Origin of the sequence: Streptomyces sp. AB3(2024), from assembly GCF_041862025.1 — a bacterium.
In the GTDB taxonomy this organism is placed as follows: Bacteria; Actinomycetota; Actinomycetes; order Streptomycetales; family Streptomycetaceae; genus Streptomyces.
The window spans coordinates 1-17,233 of record NZ_JBGWAB010000060.1 but is presented as its reverse complement, the minus strand read 5'-3'; the positions used below and the strand labels follow the sequence as shown (position 1 = coordinate 17,233).

The 17,233-nt window shown below is 73.8% G+C and carries 21 protein-coding genes and 2 pseudogenes; 9 read left to right on the top strand and 14 right to left on the bottom strand.

Annotated features, from left to right (window positions below; all coding sequences use genetic code 11):
- Positions 1 to 84 precede the first annotated feature (84 nt).
- Positions 85 to 360: a hypothetical protein gene (locus tag ACEPPI_RS22775; protein ID WP_373917095.1), complete on the bottom strand. Its 276-nt coding sequence runs from the start codon at positions 358 to 360 to the stop codon at positions 85 to 87.
- Between the two features lie 651 nt (positions 361 to 1,011).
- On the opposite strand from ACEPPI_RS22775, the gene ACEPPI_RS22770 reads away from it, so the two are divergent.
- The gene (locus ACEPPI_RS22770) at positions 1,012 to 1,377 is read left to right on the top strand and encodes a hypothetical protein (RefSeq protein WP_373917121.1); all 366 of its coding nucleotides are present in this window, start codon (positions 1,012 to 1,014) and stop codon (positions 1,375 to 1,377) included.
- Positions 1,374 to 2,033 carry a nucleotidyl transferase AbiEii/AbiGii toxin family protein gene (locus ACEPPI_RS22765; protein WP_373917094.1) on the top strand — a complete coding sequence of 220 codons (660 nt, stop codon included), beginning with the start codon at positions 1,374 to 1,376 and terminating at the stop codon, positions 2,031 to 2,033. The genes ACEPPI_RS22770 and ACEPPI_RS22765 overlap by 4 nt, the downstream gene beginning before the upstream one ends.
- Positions 2,034 to 2,035: 2 nt before the next feature.
- On the opposite strand, the gene ACEPPI_RS22760 is transcribed toward ACEPPI_RS22765, so the two are convergent.
- A complete protein-coding gene (locus ACEPPI_RS22760; protein ID WP_373917093.1) occupies positions 2,036 to 2,959 on the bottom strand; it encodes an amidase family protein in 924 nt (307 codons plus the stop codon).
- Between ACEPPI_RS22760 and ACEPPI_RS22755 the strand changes: the two genes are divergently transcribed.
- Positions 2,936 to 3,736, top strand: coding sequence for a response regulator transcription factor (locus ACEPPI_RS22755; protein WP_373917092.1), 801 nt, complete (start codon positions 2,936 to 2,938; stop codon positions 3,734 to 3,736). The two genes, ACEPPI_RS22760 and ACEPPI_RS22755, sit on opposite strands and share 24 nt — an antisense overlap.
- Before the next feature lie 77 nt (positions 3,737 to 3,813).
- Here ACEPPI_RS22755 and ACEPPI_RS22750 read toward each other — a convergent pair whose 3' ends face one another.
- The 4 genes and pseudogenes from ACEPPI_RS22750 to ACEPPI_RS22735 form a co-directional block, all read right to left on the bottom strand.
- The gene (locus ACEPPI_RS22750) at positions 3,814 to 4,080 is read right to left on the bottom strand and encodes a DotH/IcmK family type IV secretion protein (protein ID WP_373917091.1); all 267 of its coding nucleotides are present in this window, start codon (positions 4,078 to 4,080) and stop codon (positions 3,814 to 3,816) included.
- Positions 4,081 to 4,112: 32 nt separating this feature from the next.
- Entirely contained in the window at positions 4,113 to 4,955 is an 843-nt protein-coding gene (locus ACEPPI_RS22745; protein ID WP_373917090.1) for a hypothetical protein, read from the bottom strand.
- A 124-nt stretch (positions 4,956 to 5,079) separates the two neighbouring features.
- A pseudogene (locus ACEPPI_RS22740) lies at positions 5,080 to 5,454 on the bottom strand (hypothetical protein); the annotation flags it as partial.
- Between the two features lie 203 nt (positions 5,455 to 5,657).
- Positions 5,658 to 6,800 (bottom strand): FAD-dependent oxidoreductase, encoded by a 1,143-nt coding sequence (locus tag ACEPPI_RS22735; protein ID WP_373917089.1) that lies wholly within the window; start codon positions 6,798 to 6,800, stop codon positions 5,658 to 5,660.
- Positions 6,801 to 6,933: 133 nt separating this feature from the next.
- Here ACEPPI_RS22735 and ACEPPI_RS22730 point away from each other — a divergent pair, with 133 nt between their 5' ends.
- Positions 6,934 to 7,671: a TetR/AcrR family transcriptional regulator gene (locus ACEPPI_RS22730; protein ID WP_373917088.1), complete on the top strand. Its 738-nt coding sequence runs from the start codon at positions 6,934 to 6,936 to the stop codon at positions 7,669 to 7,671.
- Between the two features lie 749 nt (positions 7,672 to 8,420).
- Here the strand turns inward: ACEPPI_RS22730 and ACEPPI_RS22725 are convergent.
- From ACEPPI_RS22725 to ACEPPI_RS22705, 5 genes are all read right to left on the bottom strand, one after another.
- The gene (locus ACEPPI_RS22725) at positions 8,421 to 8,873 is read right to left on the bottom strand and encodes a hypothetical protein (protein ID WP_373917087.1); all 453 of its coding nucleotides are present in this window, start codon (positions 8,871 to 8,873) and stop codon (positions 8,421 to 8,423) included.
- A gap of 59 nt (positions 8,874 to 8,932) precedes the next feature.
- Positions 8,933 to 9,562, bottom strand: coding sequence for a glyoxalase (locus ACEPPI_RS22720; RefSeq protein ID WP_373917086.1), 630 nt, complete (start codon positions 9,560 to 9,562; stop codon positions 8,933 to 8,935).
- A 5-nt stretch (positions 9,563 to 9,567) separates the two neighbouring features.
- Positions 9,568 to 10,032: a helix-turn-helix domain-containing protein gene (locus ACEPPI_RS22715; RefSeq protein ID WP_373917085.1), complete on the bottom strand. Its 465-nt coding sequence runs from the start codon at positions 10,030 to 10,032 to the stop codon at positions 9,568 to 9,570.
- A 32-nt stretch (positions 10,033 to 10,064) separates the two neighbouring features.
- A complete protein-coding gene (locus ACEPPI_RS22710) occupies positions 10,065 to 10,475 on the bottom strand; it encodes a VOC family protein (RefSeq protein ID WP_356225169.1) in 411 nt (136 codons plus the stop codon).
- Positions 10,476 to 10,566: 91 nt separating this feature from the next.
- Positions 10,567 to 10,857: a DUF4287 domain-containing protein gene (locus tag ACEPPI_RS22705; RefSeq protein ID WP_373917084.1), complete on the bottom strand. Its 291-nt coding sequence runs from the start codon at positions 10,855 to 10,857 to the stop codon at positions 10,567 to 10,569.
- Between the two features lie 131 nt (positions 10,858 to 10,988).
- On the opposite strand from ACEPPI_RS22705, the gene ACEPPI_RS22700 reads away from it, so the two are divergent.
- From ACEPPI_RS22700 to ACEPPI_RS22690, 3 genes are all read left to right on the top strand, one after another.
- Positions 10,989 to 11,477, top strand: a complete 489-nt coding sequence (locus tag ACEPPI_RS22700; protein WP_373917083.1) for a DUF3515 family protein — start codon at positions 10,989 to 10,991, stop codon at positions 11,475 to 11,477.
- Positions 11,478 to 11,607: 130 nt separating this feature from the next.
- Positions 11,608 to 12,021, top strand: coding sequence for a rodlin (locus tag ACEPPI_RS22695; RefSeq protein WP_373917082.1), 414 nt, complete (start codon positions 11,608 to 11,610; stop codon positions 12,019 to 12,021).
- Positions 12,022 to 12,204: 183 nt separating this feature from the next.
- Entirely contained in the window at positions 12,205 to 12,990 is a 786-nt protein-coding gene (locus ACEPPI_RS22690; RefSeq protein ID WP_373917081.1) for an aminotransferase class IV, read from the top strand.
- Positions 12,991 to 13,055: 65 nt separating this feature from the next.
- On the opposite strand, the gene zapE is transcribed toward ACEPPI_RS22690, so the two are convergent.
- Complete coding sequence (gene zapE / locus ACEPPI_RS22685; RefSeq protein WP_373917080.1) at positions 13,056 to 14,108, bottom strand: cell division protein ZapE; 1,053 nt, start codon at positions 14,106 to 14,108, stop codon at positions 13,056 to 13,058.
- A 356-nt stretch (positions 14,109 to 14,464) separates the two neighbouring features.
- Here zapE and ACEPPI_RS22680 point away from each other — a divergent pair, with 356 nt between their 5' ends.
- Both ACEPPI_RS22680 and ACEPPI_RS22675 read left to right on the top strand, forming a co-directional pair.
- Positions 14,465 to 15,088 carry a TetR-like C-terminal domain-containing protein gene (locus tag ACEPPI_RS22680; RefSeq protein ID WP_373917079.1) on the top strand — a complete coding sequence of 208 codons (624 nt, stop codon included), beginning with the start codon at positions 14,465 to 14,467 and terminating at the stop codon, positions 15,086 to 15,088.
- On the top strand, positions 15,088 to 15,930 hold the full coding sequence (locus ACEPPI_RS22675; protein WP_373917078.1) for an alpha/beta fold hydrolase: 843 nt from the start codon (positions 15,088 to 15,090) through the stop codon (positions 15,928 to 15,930). Before ACEPPI_RS22680 ends, ACEPPI_RS22675 begins: the two co-directional genes overlap by 1 nt.
- A gap of 3 nt (positions 15,931 to 15,933) precedes the next feature.
- Here ACEPPI_RS22675 and ACEPPI_RS22670 read toward each other — a convergent pair whose 3' ends face one another.
- Both ACEPPI_RS22670 and ACEPPI_RS22665 read right to left on the bottom strand, forming a co-directional pair.
- Positions 15,934 to 16,797, bottom strand: coding sequence for a polysaccharide deacetylase family protein (locus ACEPPI_RS22670; RefSeq protein WP_373917120.1), 864 nt, complete (start codon positions 16,795 to 16,797; stop codon positions 15,934 to 15,936).
- A gap of 240 nt (positions 16,798 to 17,037) precedes the next feature.
- Positions 17,038 to 17,233: pseudogene (locus ACEPPI_RS22665) on the bottom strand (2-oxoacid:ferredoxin oxidoreductase subunit beta); the annotation flags it as partial.

Genomic DNA, 17,233 nt, shown 5'->3' with positions numbered 1-17,233 from the left:
CGTGCTGGTTCGATCACTATGAGGGAGCTGTGGGCCGCGGGGATACCGGCGTCTTCGTTCCAGGACAACGCTGTCGCAGACCGGTTACATGATCGCGAAGGTCTGGCGGTCCTCCTCCGGGCCCGGGAACCCCGGCTCCGTACCGCCCCGGGTGAAGGCGGCCGCGAAGGCGTCGGGGCCGAGGGCGGCGACGGCCGAGGCGGTGATCCGGTCGACGTCGGTGCGTTCGGCCGGGGGGAGCGGGCCCCGGCGGTCCGGCGGGCCGCGTCGGCGGCGGCCTCCGGGTGGTGATATCGCCGCCACGGTCGCCGACTTCGCCGGGTCCGCCCGCAAGGCGGTCGAGACACCGAGGACATCCACCGGGAGCTGGTGCCGGCGCTCGCCCGCCACGGGCTCGCCTGTCTGCACGTGGTCTTCGCCGACCCCGACGACGCGCTGTTCCGGGAGGTCCGGCGGGCCTGGCCGGGCACGCTGATCGCGAACCCGGTGCCGGGGTGGGGCGGGCCGCTGCCCGAGGACGGGGGAAGGGCCGCGGCCGAGCGGCTGTCGGCCGCCGGTGCCGAACCGATCTCCCTCGGGCGGTCGTTCCTGGCCAACCCCGACCTGGTCGAGCGGCTGCGGACCGGCGTCCCGCTCAACCGGCTGCGCGAGGACGGCACGTTCCACGGTGGCGGGAGCGATGGCTGCACCGACTACCCGGTGCGCACGGCGGAGACCGACCGGGGCGTACTCGAACCGGCCGTCGCCCGACCGCCCGTCGCGCGCGGCCGACACCCTGCCCGTGCAGGGCCGGAGCCGGGGCAGCGGCAGCGCGCGTTCCCCGGGCCCGGCCACGCCCTGGAGACCGCCCCCTCACGTGTCCGTACCGCGAGCAGTCGGGGATGGTCCTCTTCGGCGGGGTGCCGGGCGTCCAGGCCGGCGGGGAGGGCGAGGACCGTCATCCGTGGAGTCCGTCATCCGTGCGGCGGATCTGCTGTGCCAGGGGCTGGTGCGACGCGGGATACTGGCCGCATGGCTCAGCTGTCCTCCCCCGTCCCACCGGCACTGGCCGGCGAGGTACTGCGCGCCCGGTACGCCGGCCGTCTGCCGGCCTCCCTCCACGACCTGGCGGGTCCCGTCTCCGGCCCGGTCGAGCTGCCGCTCCACGTGGCCTGGTCCGGGCTGCGGACGTACGACCTGGACCGCCCCCGCCAGCGCATGAGCCTGTACCGCACGGTGCTCGCCGAGGGGCAGTACGAGGACCTCGTCGCCTTCCTCGACCGCGACCTGCTCACCGCGCAGTGGCCGGCCCTGCGCACCCTGGTCAGCCGGCACGTCCGGCAGGTGTGGGAGGAGCGCTTCCCGCAGCTCGCGGCCGGCACGTCCTCCGCGGCGTGAACCTCGGCGCACTCCACCGCCGGCTCCTGGCCGACGTGATCGCCATCGGCAGCCCCTACCCGCTCGTGATCACCGGCGGGTACGCCGTACAGGCCCACGGGCTCGTCGACCGCCTCAGCCAGGACCTCGACGTCGCCACCGAGAACCCGGCCCCCATGGACGACATCGCCGCGGACCTGGTCCACGGACTCGGCAAGCGCGGCTGGCGCGTCACCGTCGTCGGCGTCGACCCGCTCTCCGCCCGCCTGCTGGTCACCGACCCGGCCGACGGTGCCACGTGCGAGGTCGACGTCCTCAAGGAGAACCTCTGGTCAGCCCCGGAACAGACCGAGTACGGTCCGGTCCTCGCCCTCGACGACGTGATCGGCACCAAGGTCCGCGCGCTGGCCGACCGGGGATTCGTGCGCGACCTCATCGACGTGCACGCCGCGTCCCTCCTGCGCGGCGCCGCCGAGCTGGAGCGCCTCGGCAGGCGCCACGGGCGCGACGGCTTCCGCCTCGAAGACCTGCGCGACCGGCTGGTCGGCGCCGACTGGTACGACGACGAGGAGTTCCTGGCCTACGGCGTGGAGTCCGCCGGCGTCGCGGAGATCCGGGCGTGGGCCCGGCGCTGGGCCACCGACGTCGGACGGCGGCTCGACCGCGACACGCACTGACGTCAGGCGCCGTCGTGACCGCCCGCCCACACGGCGGGGGTCCGCCGCGCCCAGGGGGCGGCCCGTTCCAGCTGTCCGGCGAGACGGAAGAGGACGTCCTCGCGTCCGTATCCCGCGGCGAACTGGACGCCCACAGGGAATCCGGTGGCGGGGTCGGTCTCCAGGGGGACGGACATGGCGGGGGTGCCCGCGACGTTGAACGGGGCGGTGAAGGACGAGCGGTGGAAGAGCTGCCCGATGCAGCCGGGGCCGTCGGCGCCCTCGGCGTAGGTGCCCAGGGGGACGGGCGGTTCGGGCAGGGTCGGGGTGAGCAGCAGGTCGTACGCGGTGAAGTAGCGGCCGATCGCGCGCGCGACGCCGTTGCGCATCGCGAGCGCGTGGACGAACTCGGTTCCGCCGACCTGCCGTCCGTAGGAGTATGCGGCCAGTGCCTCGGGTTCGACGGTGGTGGAGTCGACGGGTCGTGCATGGGCGGCGGCGAGGCCGTCGATCCACGTGACCAGGTGGGTGCTCCAGATGCGGGCGTTGGCCAGGACGAATTCCTCCCAGTCGACGGCCCGGCCGCCCCAGGGCCGCGTGAGGAGGCCGATCCTGAGGCTGCCCGGGGAGCGGGTGACCTCCTGCGCGTAGGGCCGCGTCGGCCGCTGGGCGGCGTAGGGGTCACCGGCCTCGGGGCCGTGGACGAGGTCCAGCAGCGCGGCGCTGTCGCGTACGGAGCGGCTGAGGGCGCCGTGGACGGCGAGCCCGCTGAAGACCTCGTCGGCCTGGTGCCATCGCGCCCGGTACTGGCAGACGTGGGCCCGGCGGTTGAGGATCCCGGTGTGCACCACGTCGTCCCCGACCGCGCGTGACGCGTGTTCGGCGGCGTCCAGGATCCGGTCCGCCTCGTCCACCCGTCCCAGGTGGGCCAGGGCGCTGCCGAGCACGTGGCCGGCGCGGCCCGCCGCACGCAGGTGACCCTGGTCCCGGGCGGTCCGCAGGATCCGGCGGAGCGGTTCGAGGGACTCGGCCCACAGGTACGAGCCCTCCAGGAGCGGTTCGACGGCGAGCGCCAGATCGTCGTCGACGGGGAGCTGGGCTTCCTGCCGTCCCGGTCCGGCGGGGCGCTGCTGATCCGGGAGCCGGACCTGCTCGGCTATCTCCTGGACGTCTTCCAGCGGGACTGGGAGTACGCGGCGCCGTTCGCGACGGGCCCGCAGGCGGCGCACGACATCTCGGAGACGGTCAAGCAGAGCATCCTGGCGCTCCTGGCCAAGGGCCTGAAGGACGACTCGATCGCGCGCCGGCTGGGCATATCGCTGCGGACCTGGCGTCGCCACGTCTCGGAGCTGCTGCTCGGGCTGGGGGCGCACAGCCGCTTCCAGGCCGGGGTGATCGCCGAACGGCAGGGTCTGACGGAGACGCGCAGGCCGTCACCGGAACAGGGGGCACCGGCCGCGGTTCCGGGCACCGGCACCGGCACCGGCACCGCCCCGCAGCCGCAGCCGCAGCCGGCGGTAGCGCGTGGGGCGGAGGCGGTGGTGGCCGGTGTGGACGGTCCCTCCCGCTGTCCCGGCTGCGGTGTGGGGCTTCCGGCGGCGGGAGGCCGCCGCCCGGCGCCGGGCCGGCCGGCCCGCCACTGCTCGGGCGCCTGCCGGGCGCGGGCCTACCGGGCCCGCCGCAAGCCGGCTGCCGGGGACGCCGGATCCGCCGCCGGCGCGTGACGAAACACGGTCCCGTCACGAAATCCCCCGAGCCCGCCCTCGGGGGCGGGGGTGGCGTCGCCGCCGAGGCCGCCGTCTCAGAGGCCTTCGATCTCCAGCCGGACCGTTCGCCCGTCCGCGGAGCCCAGCAGGAGGGGGGACCTCGGCATCTCGTACGCCCTCGTCCCGTCGGGAGAGGACATCGTCGCGCTCCAGGCCGGAAAGACGAGGGTGAGGCGCGTCCGCAGGTAGACGTGGTGGTCGAAGAGCCAGGCCTGTGCGGGGCCACCGCTCACTCGGAGCGCCACGGCCCGCCGGGGGACCACTCCCTCCAGGACGTTCATCAGCGTGACGTGTTGGGCCATCCGCGAAGCCTACGTCCGGAGCCGGCCGGCGGCTACGGTCTTTCGAAGGCCTGGAGCACGCCGCCGATCGAGAAGCACAACGCGCCGGTGAGCGTGCCCCAGTTGGCGATGTCGGTGTTGATCAGGCTTCCGGTGGCGGGCCGGGTGAAGGCGGCCAGCGCGGAGACCATGAAGAGCACCGAACCGAGCTGGTTCACCGCGACGACCCACCAGCCGAGGCTGCGCGAGCGCAGGCACGGCCGGGCCCGGTGGCAGATCTCCACGAACGCCAGGTGCCCCGAGGCCAGGAACAGCACGCATCCGATCACGTCCGGCGTCCAGATCAGCCGGTTGGTCTGCTGCACGGTGAGCCCCTGCAGGAAGGAGTCCAACAGGTTGACGCCGAACACGAGCGTCCCGACGAACAGCACGAAGGCGCTCAGCCAGGCCACGCGCATCGGCTCGTACCCCCACCACCTCCACCCGGCCGTGACCAGTGGCCCGCCCCCGTGGGTGTGGCGGGGCGCGTTCAGTACCTGCAGGAGCGAGGTGTAGCCGCCGGTGTTGAAGAACAGGCCGCCCGCGAAGTAGATCGAGGCGCTCTCCAGCGGGTCGCCCGAGCCGAACTGGGCCACGGCGGCGCCGAGGGCGAAGAGCGCTCCGCCGATGACGAACGCACCCGAGGCGACGGCGTTGAGCCTGCGCAGGCGGCCGATGGCTTCGGCGTCGGCCGCCGGGGACAGGGTGAGCGAGTCTCCCGGGCCACGGACCGACAGTGCCCCGCGCCTGCGCGCGACCCGCGACTCCCACACCACCGTTCCCCCTTCGGGGCCCTCCCAGGTGAGCCGGGTGGTGAAGGGTCCCGCGCCTTCGGCGCGCTGATCGGGCTGTCCCACGGACCGAGCGTAGCCCCGCGGGCGGCTGTGGACGGAGCAGGCCCGCCGTGCCGCGCCGAGGTCGGGCCCGGTGCGGTCCGGCCCGTCGACCGCGCCGGCCGGGGGCGAGGGCGGCTGCGGGTCAGAGGCTGCGGGCGGTGATGTCACCGGCCTGGACGGTGAGGCGGGCGCCGGCGGTCTCGTCGAGCTTGACGGTGGCCTGGGCGCCCTCGAAGGTCACGTCGCCGAGGCGTCCGACGCCCCGGAGTTCGGCGGCGGCGGCCTTCGCCTCGACGTTGGAGCCGGCGGGGAGCCGGATGGTCAGCTCGACGGATCCGGAGTTGCCGAGGAACCGGTTGTCGGCCTCGGCGGCCCCGATGCGCAGGACTCCGTCGGCGTATTCGACCGTGGTCCGCCCGGCGGCCTTCACGTCGCGGCTCTTGGAGCCGTCGGCGGGCCGGACCTCGACGGTGGTGTCGGCCCGGTCGGCGGCGACGAGCCGGATGCGTCCTGCGGGGATGTCGAGGACGACGGAGACCGGGGCGGTGGTGTCGAACTTCTAAGCGTTGCAATGGATCGCAAGTGAACGCTATGGCGTCATGCGGAACGTGCCGCAGGCCCGTCCCGTGGCTCGACGGCTGCGGGGACGGCCCGGGCGCGGCGGCGATGGCCGCGCGGAAGGCGGCCGATCGTTCGTCGATCAGCCGCAGCAGATCGGAGAAGTCAAGATTCCCATTGCGCGGGTTGGAGGATCGCCACCAGACGCCGCGCGGCGTCGGGGGACATCAGGATCTCGTGGATGCGGGCGGAGTGGCGGGCGACCTCCTGCGCGCGGGGGAACATGGCCCGTTCGTAGTGGTGCGCGGCCGTGTCGGGGGCGTGCGGGTCGGCGGCGAGGGCGAGGCCGAGTTCGGCTCCGTCGAGCAGGGCCGCGTTGGCGCCCTCTCCGGACGGCGGCATCAGGTGGGCGGCGTCGCCCAGGAGGGTGACGCCCGGCACGTGGTCCCAGGCCAGGCCGACCGGCAGGGTGGACAGGGAGCGGACCGTGAGCGTCTGGTCGCACGCGTCGATCAGGTCGGTGAACTCCGGTGCCCAGTCGGCGAACTGCTCCCGCAGCCGGGGCCGGGCGCGGGCCGGGTCGTCGAAGGGGATGCCGCAGGTGGCGGGCCAGTCCTCGGGGCCCTGGAAGGTCAGGTAGACGCGCAGCCGGCCGTCGCCGTTGAGCTGGGCGGACAGCGAGCGGCCCGGGCCGAAGGCCCAGTAGTTGCCGCGTCCCACCAGGGCGCCGAGGTCGGGCCGGGCGCGTACGAGGTCGGGGACGCCCAGTTCCACGACATGGGCGCCGAGCGGGGTCGGCCGGGCGTCGGTGACGAGGGGGCGTACGCGGGAATGGGCGCCGTCTGCCCCGACGAGCAGGTCGCATTCGGCGGTCCGGCCTCCGCAGAAGTGCAGGCGGTGGCGGCCCCCGGGCAGCGGCTCGGCCCGCTCCAGGCCGTGGTCCCAGGCGACGGCGCCGGGGGGCAGCGAGCCGAGGAGGGTCGCGCGCAGGTCCGCGCGGTCGACCTCGGGGCGGTCCAGCGGGGCGTCGTCGGGGGTGTCCTGCCGCAGCAGGACCGTCCCGGTGTGGTCGAGCAGGCGGTGGTCCTGGCCCTCGCGCCGGGCCATGGTCAGGAACTCCGCCTCCAGTCCGGCCTCGCGCAGCGCTCGCTGGCCGGTGTCGGCGTGCAGGTCGAGCATGCCGCCCTGGGTGCGGGCGGTCGGCGACGCGTCGCGCTCGTAGACGACGGCCTCGATGCCGTGCAGGTGGAGGACGCGGGCCAGGAGCAGGCCGCCGGGTCCGGCTCCGATGATGGCGATGCGTGACATGGGTGTGCTCCCTCGGTCGGGATCGCATTCGATTTCGATACGCCGTATTGCGACGATACATCGTATCGGCGAAATATCGATACACTGTATCGACACAGGGGGTCCGAGGACCCGAGGAGAGGCAGGGGAGCCCGTGCTCATCTGGGAACGGCCCGAGCCGGCCGCACGGTCGTCGCTCAGCCCGCTGAGCCGCGACCGCATCGTGCGGGCCGCGATCGGCCTGGCCGACGGCGACGGACTGCCGGCGGTCTCGCTGCGCAAGGTCGCCGCCGCGCTGGACGCCGGCCCGATGCGGCTCTACCGCTACGTGGACACCAAGGAGGAACTCCTCGACCTGATGGTCGACGCGGTGTACGCCGAGATCCCCGTGCCCGAACCCGAGGAGGAGGGCGAGGGGAACGAGGCGGACAGGGCGGACGAGGCGGACTGGGAGGCGCGCGTACGGGCCCTCGCCCACGGCCTGCGCGGCGCGGCACTGCGCCACGAGTGGTTCGCCGACCTCCTCGGCGGCCGCCCGCAGTTCGGCCCCGCGGCCCTCGGTCACCTGGAGGCGATCCTGGCCGCCCTGCGCCGCGCCCCTGGCATCGCCGAGGACGACCCGAACGCCCTGATGCGCGCCCTGCAGGCGGTGAACGGCTACGTACTCGGCGCGGTCCGCCACGAAATCGTCGAACTGCGCGCGGAACGCGAGAGCGGCCAGACGGAACGCCAGTGGCAGGCCGCCTCCGGCCCCTACCTCCGGCGCCTCATCGCCACCGGCCGGTACCCCGCCCTCGCCCACCTCGTGACCCGTGGCGCGGACCAGGAGCCCGCCGCGATGTTCGCCGCCGGCCTGGACGTCATCCTGACCGGCCTGGCGGCTCCGGCCTAGCGCGGGCGAAGGCTCCGCTCGCTCGCGTCGTGCCCGCGCCGGTGGCGCAGGGGGTGACCGTCACGGCCCCGTGTAGACGCAGCCGGGGTCGTTCCGGTCGTCGCAGGAGCGCCCTTCCGGCAGCAGAGCGGCCAGACCCCAGATGCCGGCCGCTACGGCCAGCACCAACAGGATCGCCACCACACGCCTCCATCCGGTGTCCCACTCCCCCAGCAGAAAAGCGGACGCCGGGAGCCAGAAGGATATGGAAACGACCACCGCGAGGAAGATTCCGACGCCTGTCATTCCCCACAGGTGCCCGCCGCGCGGGCCGGGGAACCCGGTTCGCCGCACGCGGGAGGCCGCTCAGTCCCGGCGGGAGGCCAGATCGGGACGGCAAATCTCGCAGGGGCCCCTTTTCGCCTGTACCTCGCTGCGCGGGACGGACCGGACGTCGTGGATCTCGTCGCCCCTCCACCGGGCGTACCGCTGACCGTCGTTGATCCCTTCGCAGTCAGGCCTGCGGTGGTAGACGCTTCCGCCTTTGGTGACATACACCCTGAGGGGAAGCTCCGATCCGGCCGACCGGCAGTGATCACACTGGGCAGCGGGGAGGAACATCACTTCGCAGAAGTCATCGCCCATGGTTGCGATTCTCCCGGGTGGGGCCATTGGGGAGCGTCCCTTACCGGCCAATCCGCCATGGAGGAGGGCCGGTAACCGACGTCGCCCGCGCCGCGGACCCTTATCCGGGGGCCCGGGTCGGCCGGTCAGTTCGTCGACCGCTCGACGAGGGCGGCGATGCGGGTCTCCACCTCGGGCGTCACCTCGGTCAGGGCGAAGGCGGCCGGCCACATGGGGCCGTCGTCCAGGTTCGCGAGGTCGCTGAACCCGAGGGTGGCGTAGCGTGCCTTGAACTTCTCGGCGCTCTGGAAGAAGCAGACGATCTTGCCGTCCAGCGCGTAGGCGGGCATGCCGTACCAGAGCTTCGGGGCGAGGGCCGGGGCGGCGGCCGTGACGACGGCGTGGACGCGCTCGGCCATGATCCGGTCCGGGTCCCGCATCTCGGCGATCTTCGCGAGCACGTCCCGCTCGTCTTCGGCCGCCTTGTCCGCGCTCGACTTGCGGCGCGCCTCCTGCTTCAGTTCGCGGGCGTGGGCCTTCATCGCGGCCTTCTCCTCGGCGCTGAATCCCTCGTGGGTGGTGGTTTCGGTGCCGGCCATGGCGAACTCCCCGGGTGTGGTGTGCGTATGGGTGTGGTGCGGTGTGGTGCGGGTGTGTGTCAGGACAGGACGTCGGACGGTGGGGCGGTTTCCCAGGCGAAGCCGTCCGGGTCGGTGAAGCCGGCGGCGGACGCGCCGATCGTGAGGCGGTGGGAGCCGGTGCCGTCCGGGGCCACGCCGGCGTCCTTGGCGAGGGCGCGGCGCTTGTAGAGGGCGAGCTTGACCGGGCCCTCCCCGGCGGCGAACTCCACGTACGTGCCGGGGATGCTCTTCGACACCGTCAGGCCCTGCCCGGTGTAGAACCGCTTGCTCGCGCCGATGTCCGCGACGCCGAGGAGGAGCACGATGCCGTCGACCTGCCGGGTGGCCGGGCCGGTGTCCTTCTTCGCGGAGGTGGCGATCTTCCAGATCGCCCCGTCCGGCGCCCGTACGACACCGCCGTAGCCCCAGAAGGACTTCGCGACGGGCTTGACCGGTGTGGCGCCGGCGTCGAGGGCGGCGTCGACGAGGCGGTTGACGTTGCCCGGCTGGGAGACCGTGAGCGACAGGGTGAAACCGCGGAACCCGGTGGTGGGTGCCTGGGCGGCCCGCAGGCGGACGTGCCGGCCCAGGCCGAAGGCGGTGGTGTAGAAGCGGTCGGCGGCCGTGGGGTCGGCCACGTCGAGGGTGACGCATTCGATGGAGGTCATGGTCATCACGCCAGGTGCGGCGGCGGGAGGGGTGCTTCTCGATTCCTGACCGGTTCGGCCGCGCGCGCCTCCCCGCACGGCGACAGCCCCGCCCGGGTGTCGGCGGCGAGGCGGCGGTAGGTGTCGGGGGACATGCCGACCAGTGCGGTGAAGCGGGTGCCGAAGGTGGCCGCCGAGGTCCAGCCGACGGCGGAGCGGACCTCGGTGACGCCGAGGTCGCCGTGGCGCAGCAGCGCCGTGGCGCGTTCGACGCGGCGGGCCATGAGGTAGGCGTACGGGGACTGGCCGTACGCGAGCCGGAACCGGCGGCCGAGGTGCCCGGCGGGGAGGTCCGCGCCGCGGGCGAGGGCCTCGACGTCCAGCGGCCGCGCGTACTCCCGGTCGATCCGGTCGCGTACGCGGCGCAGTCGGGCGAGGTCGTTCAGGCGCTGCGCCGCGATGCGGGCGCGGCCCCATGCGGGGTGGCACACGAGAGGACTCCTGTCGTCGGGGGCCGTACGGCTCAGCGCAGTTGCTGGATGCGGATCAGGTTGCCCGCGGGGTCGCGGAAGGCGCAGTCGCGGATGCCGTAGGGCTGCTCGGTCGGCTCCTGGACGACCTCGGCGTCGCAGGCCTGGACCTTGTCGAAGACGGCGTCGAGGTCCGGGGTGGCCAGGAGGATCCAGCCGTAGGTGCCCTTGGCCATCATCTCGGCGATGGTGCGGCGTTCGTCCTCGGTGATCCCGGGGTCGGCGGCGGGCGGCGCGAGGAGGATGGACGTGTCGGGCTGCCCCTTGGGGCCGACGGTGATCCAGCGCATCCTGCCCTGTCCGACGTCGCTGCGGACCTCGAAGCCGAGGGCGTCGCGGTAGAAGGCGAGGGAGGCGTCCGGGTCGTCGTGCGGGAGGGCGCTGGTGTGGATGGTGAGGTTCATGGCGTCAGGCTAGGGGTGGTCGGGCGGCCCGTGCTTCTCCATTCCTGACCGGTCGTGACACGGGCCGCCGGCGGCCCCGATGGGCCGGGGGTCAGGCGGGGCGGGTGGCCTTGCCGTCCAGCCAGAGGGTGTCGGACGCGTCGCGGTGGACGCCGGTGGTTCCGACGTGCTTGGCGTCGATCCTCGGGCCGTTCTTGATGACGTGGACCAGCGCCATGCCGTGGCCGCGGCCCAGGCCGTGGTCCTCCTTGAGCCAGGCGAGGACCGTTCCCGCCTTGGTGGACGGGTCGTCGTAGCCGCGCTCGCGGGCGAGGGCGATGAAGGCGCGGGGCGTGAGGCCCGTCTTGGTCTCGATGGTGTCGAGGTAGGCCTGGAACGACATGGGGACTCCCTTGGGGCGGACGGACGTTACGGAGTATGGACCGGGGCCGGGAGCTAAACTCATCGGTCGGTGGGCGATGGATTTTCGGCGGTCCCCAGGGTGGGAGGGGACGGCGGCTCGACGGAGCGCCGGTGGGGGGCGGGAACGTGGTGGTGCGTGGGCGGAGGACGGTGGTGTGCGCGGTCGTGGCGGTCGGCGCCACCGTGGTGGGGACCCTGACCGGCTACGACGTGCCGGCCGGGCCGTTCGCGCGCGGCGCCCCGTGCGCGGGCGTGGTCGCGGGTCTGCCGGGGACGCTTCTCGGGCAGGGGCGTGACGCGGTCGACGGCGTGGGGGCCGCCGGGTGGGGTGGTGGGGCCATCGTGCTGCGGTGCGGTGTGCGGCCCCTCGCCCCGACCGTGGACACCTGTGTGAACGTCGACGGTGTCGACTGGGTGCTCGACGACGAGCGGGCCGGGCGCAGCGGGGTGTGGGCGTTCACCACCTACGGGCGCGAGCCGGCCGTCGAGGTCGCGTTCACCGGGGGCTCCCGGCCGGCGGGCGACGCCCTGATCGCGGTCAACAACGGGGTACGGGGCTTCCCGCAGAACTCCAAGTGCCTGGCGCTGAGCGACACGTGAGGGAGCGCCGAAGCGGGGCGGAGCGCGCGCATTCGGGTGACAGACCGCCACGGGCGGTGGCACGTCGGCGTTAGAAGGTCGACTCGCCCAGCAGGGGCCCGTTTCCGCTCTAGCGAAGGATTGCTTGAGAATGCTGAAGAAGATGATGGTCACCGCAGCAGCCACCGCCGCCGCGATCGGCGCGGGCGCTGCCGCTGCCGCGCCGGCCATGGCCATCGGCAACGACAACGGGATCAACACCGTCAACGGCAACGGCGCCTCCCAGATCTACGGCAACCAGAAGACCGCCGGTGACATGAGCCCGCAGCTCAGCGCCATCCAGGGCACCCTGAACAAGCCCTGCGTCGGTCTGCCGGTCAAGGTCAACGCGCAGTCCCTGATCGCGATCCTCGCCAACGTCGGCGTCCAGGACGTCAACGTCCTCGCCAACCCGCAGAACCAGCAGTGCACCGAGAACTCCACCCAGGCCAAGGGCGACGAGCCGCTCTCGCACATCCTGGACAACATCCCGGTCCTCTCCGGCAACGTCTCCGCCAACAGCTGATCCGCCGACAGGGCCGGCCGTGGGGGTCCGCACGAGCCCCCACGGCCGGCCCTTCCGTGTGCCCGGGGCCCGGCGTGCCCGGGGCCCGGCGTGCCCGGGGCCCGGCGTGCCCGGGGCCCGGCGTGCCCGGGGGCGCGTCGGGGGGCGAGGGTCCGGACTGCCCGACGATCTATGCTCCGGGTCATGACAACGGGGTCGGCGGGTGCCGGTGGAGGCGGGGAGCGGGTGCTCCTGTACGGGGCGGGCGGGCTCGTCGAGGGTGAGGAGGCGGCCGGGGCGTTGGCGGCGGCCGACTCCTGGCTCGTCGAGGAGGGCCGGGTACGGGAACTGCCCGCGCACTGGCGGCGGTTCGCGGCGGCCGTCGCCGAGGCGGGCGGGCCGGACCCGGCGGGCTTCCCGGAGGCCGTCGTCGCGGCGCTGCCCCGGCGGGGATGCTGGTTCCCCCGGGTGGAACTGGTCGGCGGACGGTTGCAGGTGCGGGTGAGGCCGGCGCCCCCGCGGACGGACGCGGTGCGGTTGTGGGCCGGGGGCGAGGACCCCCGGCGGGCGCCGCGGCGCAAGGGGCCGGACCTGGGGGCGCTCGGGGCCCTGCGGGCGGCGGCCGTCGCGGCGGGCGCCGATGACGCGCTGCTCGTCTCCGACGACGGGGTGGTGCTGGAGACCGCGACGGCGAGCCTGGTGTGGTGGGAGGGGGACGTCCTGTGCGTCGTCGATCCCGCCCTGCCGGTCCTCGCGGGGGTGACGGCCGCCTGGGTGGTGCGGCGCGCCGGGGAACTGGGCGTCGCGGTGCGGCGGCGCCGGGTGCGTCCGGCGGAGCTGGACGGGTGCGAGGTGTGGGTGACCAACGCGTTGCACGGGCTGCGGCCGGTCACCGGGTGGGTGGGGGCCGACGTGGCCGTCGGCCCCGCACCGCGGGTTCAGGAGTGGCGGGCCGCCTGGGCGGACGGCGCGGTGCCGCTGCCCCGGTAGCGGCAGCGGTTCGGGCAGGCGGTGCTGCGGAGGGGGCCGCGCGTTCCGCACCGTCCGGGCCCCGCTCAGTGCGCGCCGGAGTCGGCCGTGGCGGACAGCAGCGACAGGCGGCTCGCGGTCCGGTTGACGTCGAGCGGCAGGGACTCGCCCCACAGGACCTCGTCGAGCGGGGCCTCTCCGACGAGGACGAGGCGTACGTCCCGGTCGCAGAGCACGTCGATGAGGTTCGCGAACCGCTGGGCCGCGTCGCGGTCCTCGTCGGCCAGGCGGGGAAGGCCGGAGAGCACCCAGACGGGGTGGCGGTCCGTCAGCGCGAGGTAGTCGCCGGTCGAGTTCGGCCGGTCGCACAGGTCGTGGAAGTCGAACCAGATCCGCTCGTCGTCGACCGCCAGCGCCTGGACGGTGCGGCCGCCGGTCACCTCCACCTGCTGCCGGTCGCCGGCCCGCGGCAGGCGGAGGCCTTGTCCGGCGAGCTGCTCCTCGGTGCCGGGCCAGAGGTAGGCCCCGCGTTCGAACTCGGAGCGGGCGGTGCCCGACGCGTACTCGGCCCGGTAGTCCCGTCCGCCGCCGAGCTCGACGACGTCCATGGTCTCTTCGAGCATCTTGATCGTCGGCAGGAACATCTCGTGGAAGACGGGGTTGGGGAGCAGAGCGGCCGGAGGGTAGTTGGAGGTGGTGAGCAGGGTGATCCTCTGGTCGAGGATCGATCGCAGGACGCGGCCGATCAGCATCGCGTCACCGGCGTCGTGGACGTGGAACTCGTCGAAGACGAGGAAGCGGCAGTCGCCCAGCAGCTCGGTGACGGCGAGGTCGGTGACCCGGCGGTCGCCCTGGTGGCGGTGGTAGGCGGCGTGGAACTCGCGGAAGAAGTCGTGGAAGTGCAGCCGGCGCTTGTTCCGCAGGGGCACGGCCTCGTAGAGGGTGGTGGTCAGCCAGCTCTTGCCGCGGCCGACCGACCCCCACAGGTACACCCCGCGCGGGGGTTTGGCGCCGCGGCCGAACAGTCCCCGTTTGCGCGTGACGTCCGCGCCGAGTTCACCGAGCCTCGTGGCGGCCTGTCGCTGGGCGTCGTCCAGGACGAAGCCGGCCTGCCGGGCGGCGTTCTCGAACTCCCGCATCACCTGATGATCACCCGTTTCCCCTCGGTACCGAATCCTGATCCGCACGAGCGGTCAAGAGACGATCATCTTTCCTGACGCGCAGGACCCCTCCAAGACCGGATCACCGCTTGCCCCGTCCGCACCTCTGATCCGGGCGACGTCGACGTCGGGCGCCGGCGCGCGGGGCCGGCCGCGCCGGTGCGTCACCGCGCTGCCGCCGGCCCACGGAAGGCAGAACAGCCGTACGGGTGCGTGCGGCTTGGAGATGCCGTGACCGTTGGTCAGCCATTCGGTCACATGTGACTGGACAACCAGAACCTAGACCTCCTAGGTTTCTGCCTAGATGGTCTAGGCAAGAATCGAGGGGGTGTCCCGTGGTACGTGCGGGGCTCAATGCCGCCGTCGTCGTGGAGGCGGCAGCCGCCATGGCGGACGAGGCGGGCATCGAGAAGGTGACGCTGTCCGCGCTGGCACGGCGCTTCGGGGTCAAGGACGCGAGCCTGTACTCGCACGTGCGCAACCTTCGGGACCTGCGGGTGCGGGTCGCGCTGCTGGCCTCCGAGGAGATGACCGGGCGGATCGCGGACGCCGTCGCGGGCCGCTCCGGCAAGGAGGCGCTCGTCGCCTTCGCCGACGCCTACCGGGCGTACGCCCTCGCGCACCCCGGCCGGTACGAGGCGACGCAGATGCGCTTCCGGCCGGAGGAGGTGGTGGACTCCGCCGCCCTGCGGCGCAGCGTCGAGCTGACCTACGGAATGCTGCGCGCCTACGGGCTCCGCGAGCCGGACCTGACCGACGCGGGCCGGCTGCTGCGCAGCGCCTTCCACGGCTTCATCCACCTCGAACTCGGCGGCGGGTTCAACCACTCCCGCACGGTCGGGGAGTCCTGGGCACGGTCGCTCGACGCGCTGCACGTGACGCTGGAGAACTGGCCGTCCCGCGAAGACGCTCAAGACCGCACGGAAGACGGCACGGAAGACGACGGGGAGGACCGCTGATGGACACGCCCACCGCCCGCACCCTCAAGGTGCCCGGCGCGACCCTGTACTACGAGACGCGGGGCAACGGCCCCGTACTGCTGCTGATCCCCGGGGGCGGAGCCGACGCCGCCGTGTACGCGGCGATCGCCCCCGCGCTCGCCGACGCCGGGTACACCGTCGTCGCCCAGGACCCGCGCGGCCAGTCCCGCAGCACCCTCGACGGGCCCCCGGCCGAACAGCGGCCCGCCGACTGGGCCGACGACGCGCGCCGCCTGCTCGACGTGGTCTCCCCGCACGAACCCGCGTACGTACTGGGCTGCAGCGCGGGCGCGATCGTCGCGCTCGACCTGCTGGCCCGCCACCCGGAGCGGGTGCGCCGGGTGGTGGCGCACGAGCCGCCGCTGGTGGAGGTGCTGGAGGACCCCGCACCGTACCGGGCCCTGTTCGCCGAGGTCCGGGCGCTGTTCCTGGAGGAGGGCGGCGGACCCGCGATGAAGCGCTTCGGCGAGGGCCTCGGGGAGGCCCGGCCGGAGCGGGAGCCGGACGAACCGGCCCCCGAGGTACTGGAGATGATGCCGCGCGCGTACGGCAACATGCCGTTCTTCCTGGAACACGTCCTGCGCCCTTTCACGGGCAGTACCCCGGACCTGCCGGCCCTGCGGGAGGCCTCCGCACGGCTGGTCACGGCCGCCGGACGGGACTCGCGCCCGCAGCCGGCGCTGTACGGGCCGGCCCGGCGGCTGGCGGAGCTGGCGGGGGCCGCCTTCGCCGAGTTCCCGGGCGGGCACCTGGGCTGCACGGAACGGCCCCGGGAGTTCGCGGAACAGCTGCTGGAGGTCCTGGGGGACGGGGACCGCTGAGGTCTACGGGGTGGCGCGGACCGGGAAGGTGAAGGCGTAGCCCCGCGCGGTGAGCCAGGGCAGGTACTGCTTGAGGGCCGCGACGGTCTCGCTGCGGTCGCCGCCGCCGTCGTGGAAGAGGACGGTCGGCTGCTGCGGCAGCCTGCCCTCCACGGCGGACACGATCGCCGGCAGGCCCGGACGGCTCCAGTCCCTGGGGTCCACGCTCCAGCCCAGGGGCTGCATCCCGCTCTCGGTGGCCACCGCACGGCTGTCGGGGGTGAAGGCACCGCCCGGCGCGCGGTAGTAGTCGACGGCGACGCCCGGCACGGCCTTCTGGATCATGGCCTTGCCGTCGAGTATCTGCTGCCGCTGGTACGCGACGGGCTTGTGGTCCATGGTCTCGTCGTGGTCCGCGGTGTGATCGCACAACCGGTGCCCGTCGGCGGCGACCGCGCGCACCAGGTCCGGGTACTTCCGGGCGTTGGTCCCGATCATGCAGAAGGTGGCCTTGACGTGGTTCTGCCGCAGCACCTGGAGGACCTGCGGCGTCCAGCGGGGGTCGGGGCCGTCGTCGATGGTGATCGCGACGGCGTGACCCGGGCCCTGGGCGAGCCTCGTGATCCCCAGCGGGGTCCGGGCGGCGCCCTCGACGGCACCCCGGGCGGCTTCGTGCGCGGAGCCCTGCGCGCCCTGCACGGCGGTGTGGGCCTTGCCCTGCGCGCCCTGCACGGCGGTGTGGGCCGAGCCGTGGGCGCCTTGTGCCGGAGTGCCGGCCGGGCCGTCCGTGGCGGCGAGGGCCGGTGCGGCGGCTGCCGCGAGGAGGCCGAGGACGGCCGCCGTCACGGCGGATCCCGCACGCCGACGACGTACGGAACTGGTGGTCATGCCCATGGACGCGCTCTTCCTTTGCGCTCGGCCCCCGGATCTCGTACTGCCGCTCCAGGCTAGGTCAGGCGCCTTCGGGACCGCCTCCCCCGATCGGCTCCCGGGGCGGCGGGAGCGCCCGGAACCGTTGCGGCGATCGGCCCGTGGCCGCCGGGGTGTCGTTGGTCACGCCGGTGACCGGGGCCGGGTCCCGGTCACCGAGGGTGTCCGGGCCCGCACTCCCATGCACCTTCGACCGCCTCAGTGCGACGAGGCCACCGTCCAGGAATCGGTGCCGGTGAGGAGCGCCCCGAGGTCCGCCTTCCCGTACTGCTCCACCGCCGCTTCGAGCTGGTCGGCCATGAGGGTGTCGTAGACGGGGCGGGTGGTGTCGCGGAAGACGCCGATGGGGGTGTGGTGGAGGGTGTCGGGGTCGGCGAGGCGGGAGAGGGCGAAG

What these genes read in the sequence shown, in the direction of transcription:
- ACEPPI_RS22770 (WP_373917121.1), top strand. Translation starts at nt 1,012, where the DNA reads ATGGCTCAGCTGTCCTCCCCCGTCCCACCGGCACTGGCCGGCGAGGTA.
- ACEPPI_RS22750 (WP_373917091.1), bottom strand. Translation starts at nt 4,080, where the DNA reads ATGGCCCAACACGTCACGCTGATGAACGTCCTGGAGGGAGTGGTCCCC.
- ACEPPI_RS22735 (WP_373917089.1), bottom strand. Translation starts at nt 6,800, where the DNA reads ATGTCACGCATCGCCATCATCGGAGCCGGACCCGGCGGCCTGCTCCTG.
- ACEPPI_RS22725 (WP_373917087.1), bottom strand. Translation starts at nt 8,873, where the DNA reads ATGGCCGGCACCGAAACCACCACCCACGAGGGATTCAGCGCCGAGGAG.
- ACEPPI_RS22720 (WP_373917086.1), bottom strand. Translation starts at nt 9,562, where the DNA reads ATGACCTCCATCGAATGCGTCACCCTCGACGTGGCCGACCCCACGGCC.
- ACEPPI_RS22710 (WP_356225169.1), bottom strand. Translation starts at nt 10,475, where the DNA reads ATGAACCTCACCATCCACACCAGCGCCCTCCCGCACGACGACCCGGAC.
- ACEPPI_RS22705 (WP_373917084.1), bottom strand. Translation starts at nt 10,857, where the DNA reads ATGTCGTTCCAGGCCTACCTCGACACCATCGAGACCAAGACGGGCCTC.
- ACEPPI_RS22695 (WP_373917082.1), top strand. Translation starts at nt 11,608, where the DNA reads ATGCTGAAGAAGATGATGGTCACCGCAGCAGCCACCGCCGCCGCGATC.
- ACEPPI_RS22690 (WP_373917081.1), top strand. Translation starts at nt 12,205, where the DNA reads ATGACAACGGGGTCGGCGGGTGCCGGTGGAGGCGGGGAGCGGGTGCTC.
- zapE (WP_373917080.1), bottom strand. Translation starts at nt 14,108, where the DNA reads ATGCGGGAGTTCGAGAACGCCGCCCGGCAGGCCGGCTTCGTCCTGGAC.
- ACEPPI_RS22675 (WP_373917078.1), top strand. Translation starts at nt 15,088, where the DNA reads ATGGACACGCCCACCGCCCGCACCCTCAAGGTGCCCGGCGCGACCCTG.
- ACEPPI_RS22670 (WP_373917120.1), bottom strand. Translation starts at nt 16,797, where the DNA reads ATGACCACCAGTTCCGTACGTCGTCGGCGTGCGGGATCCGCCGTGACG.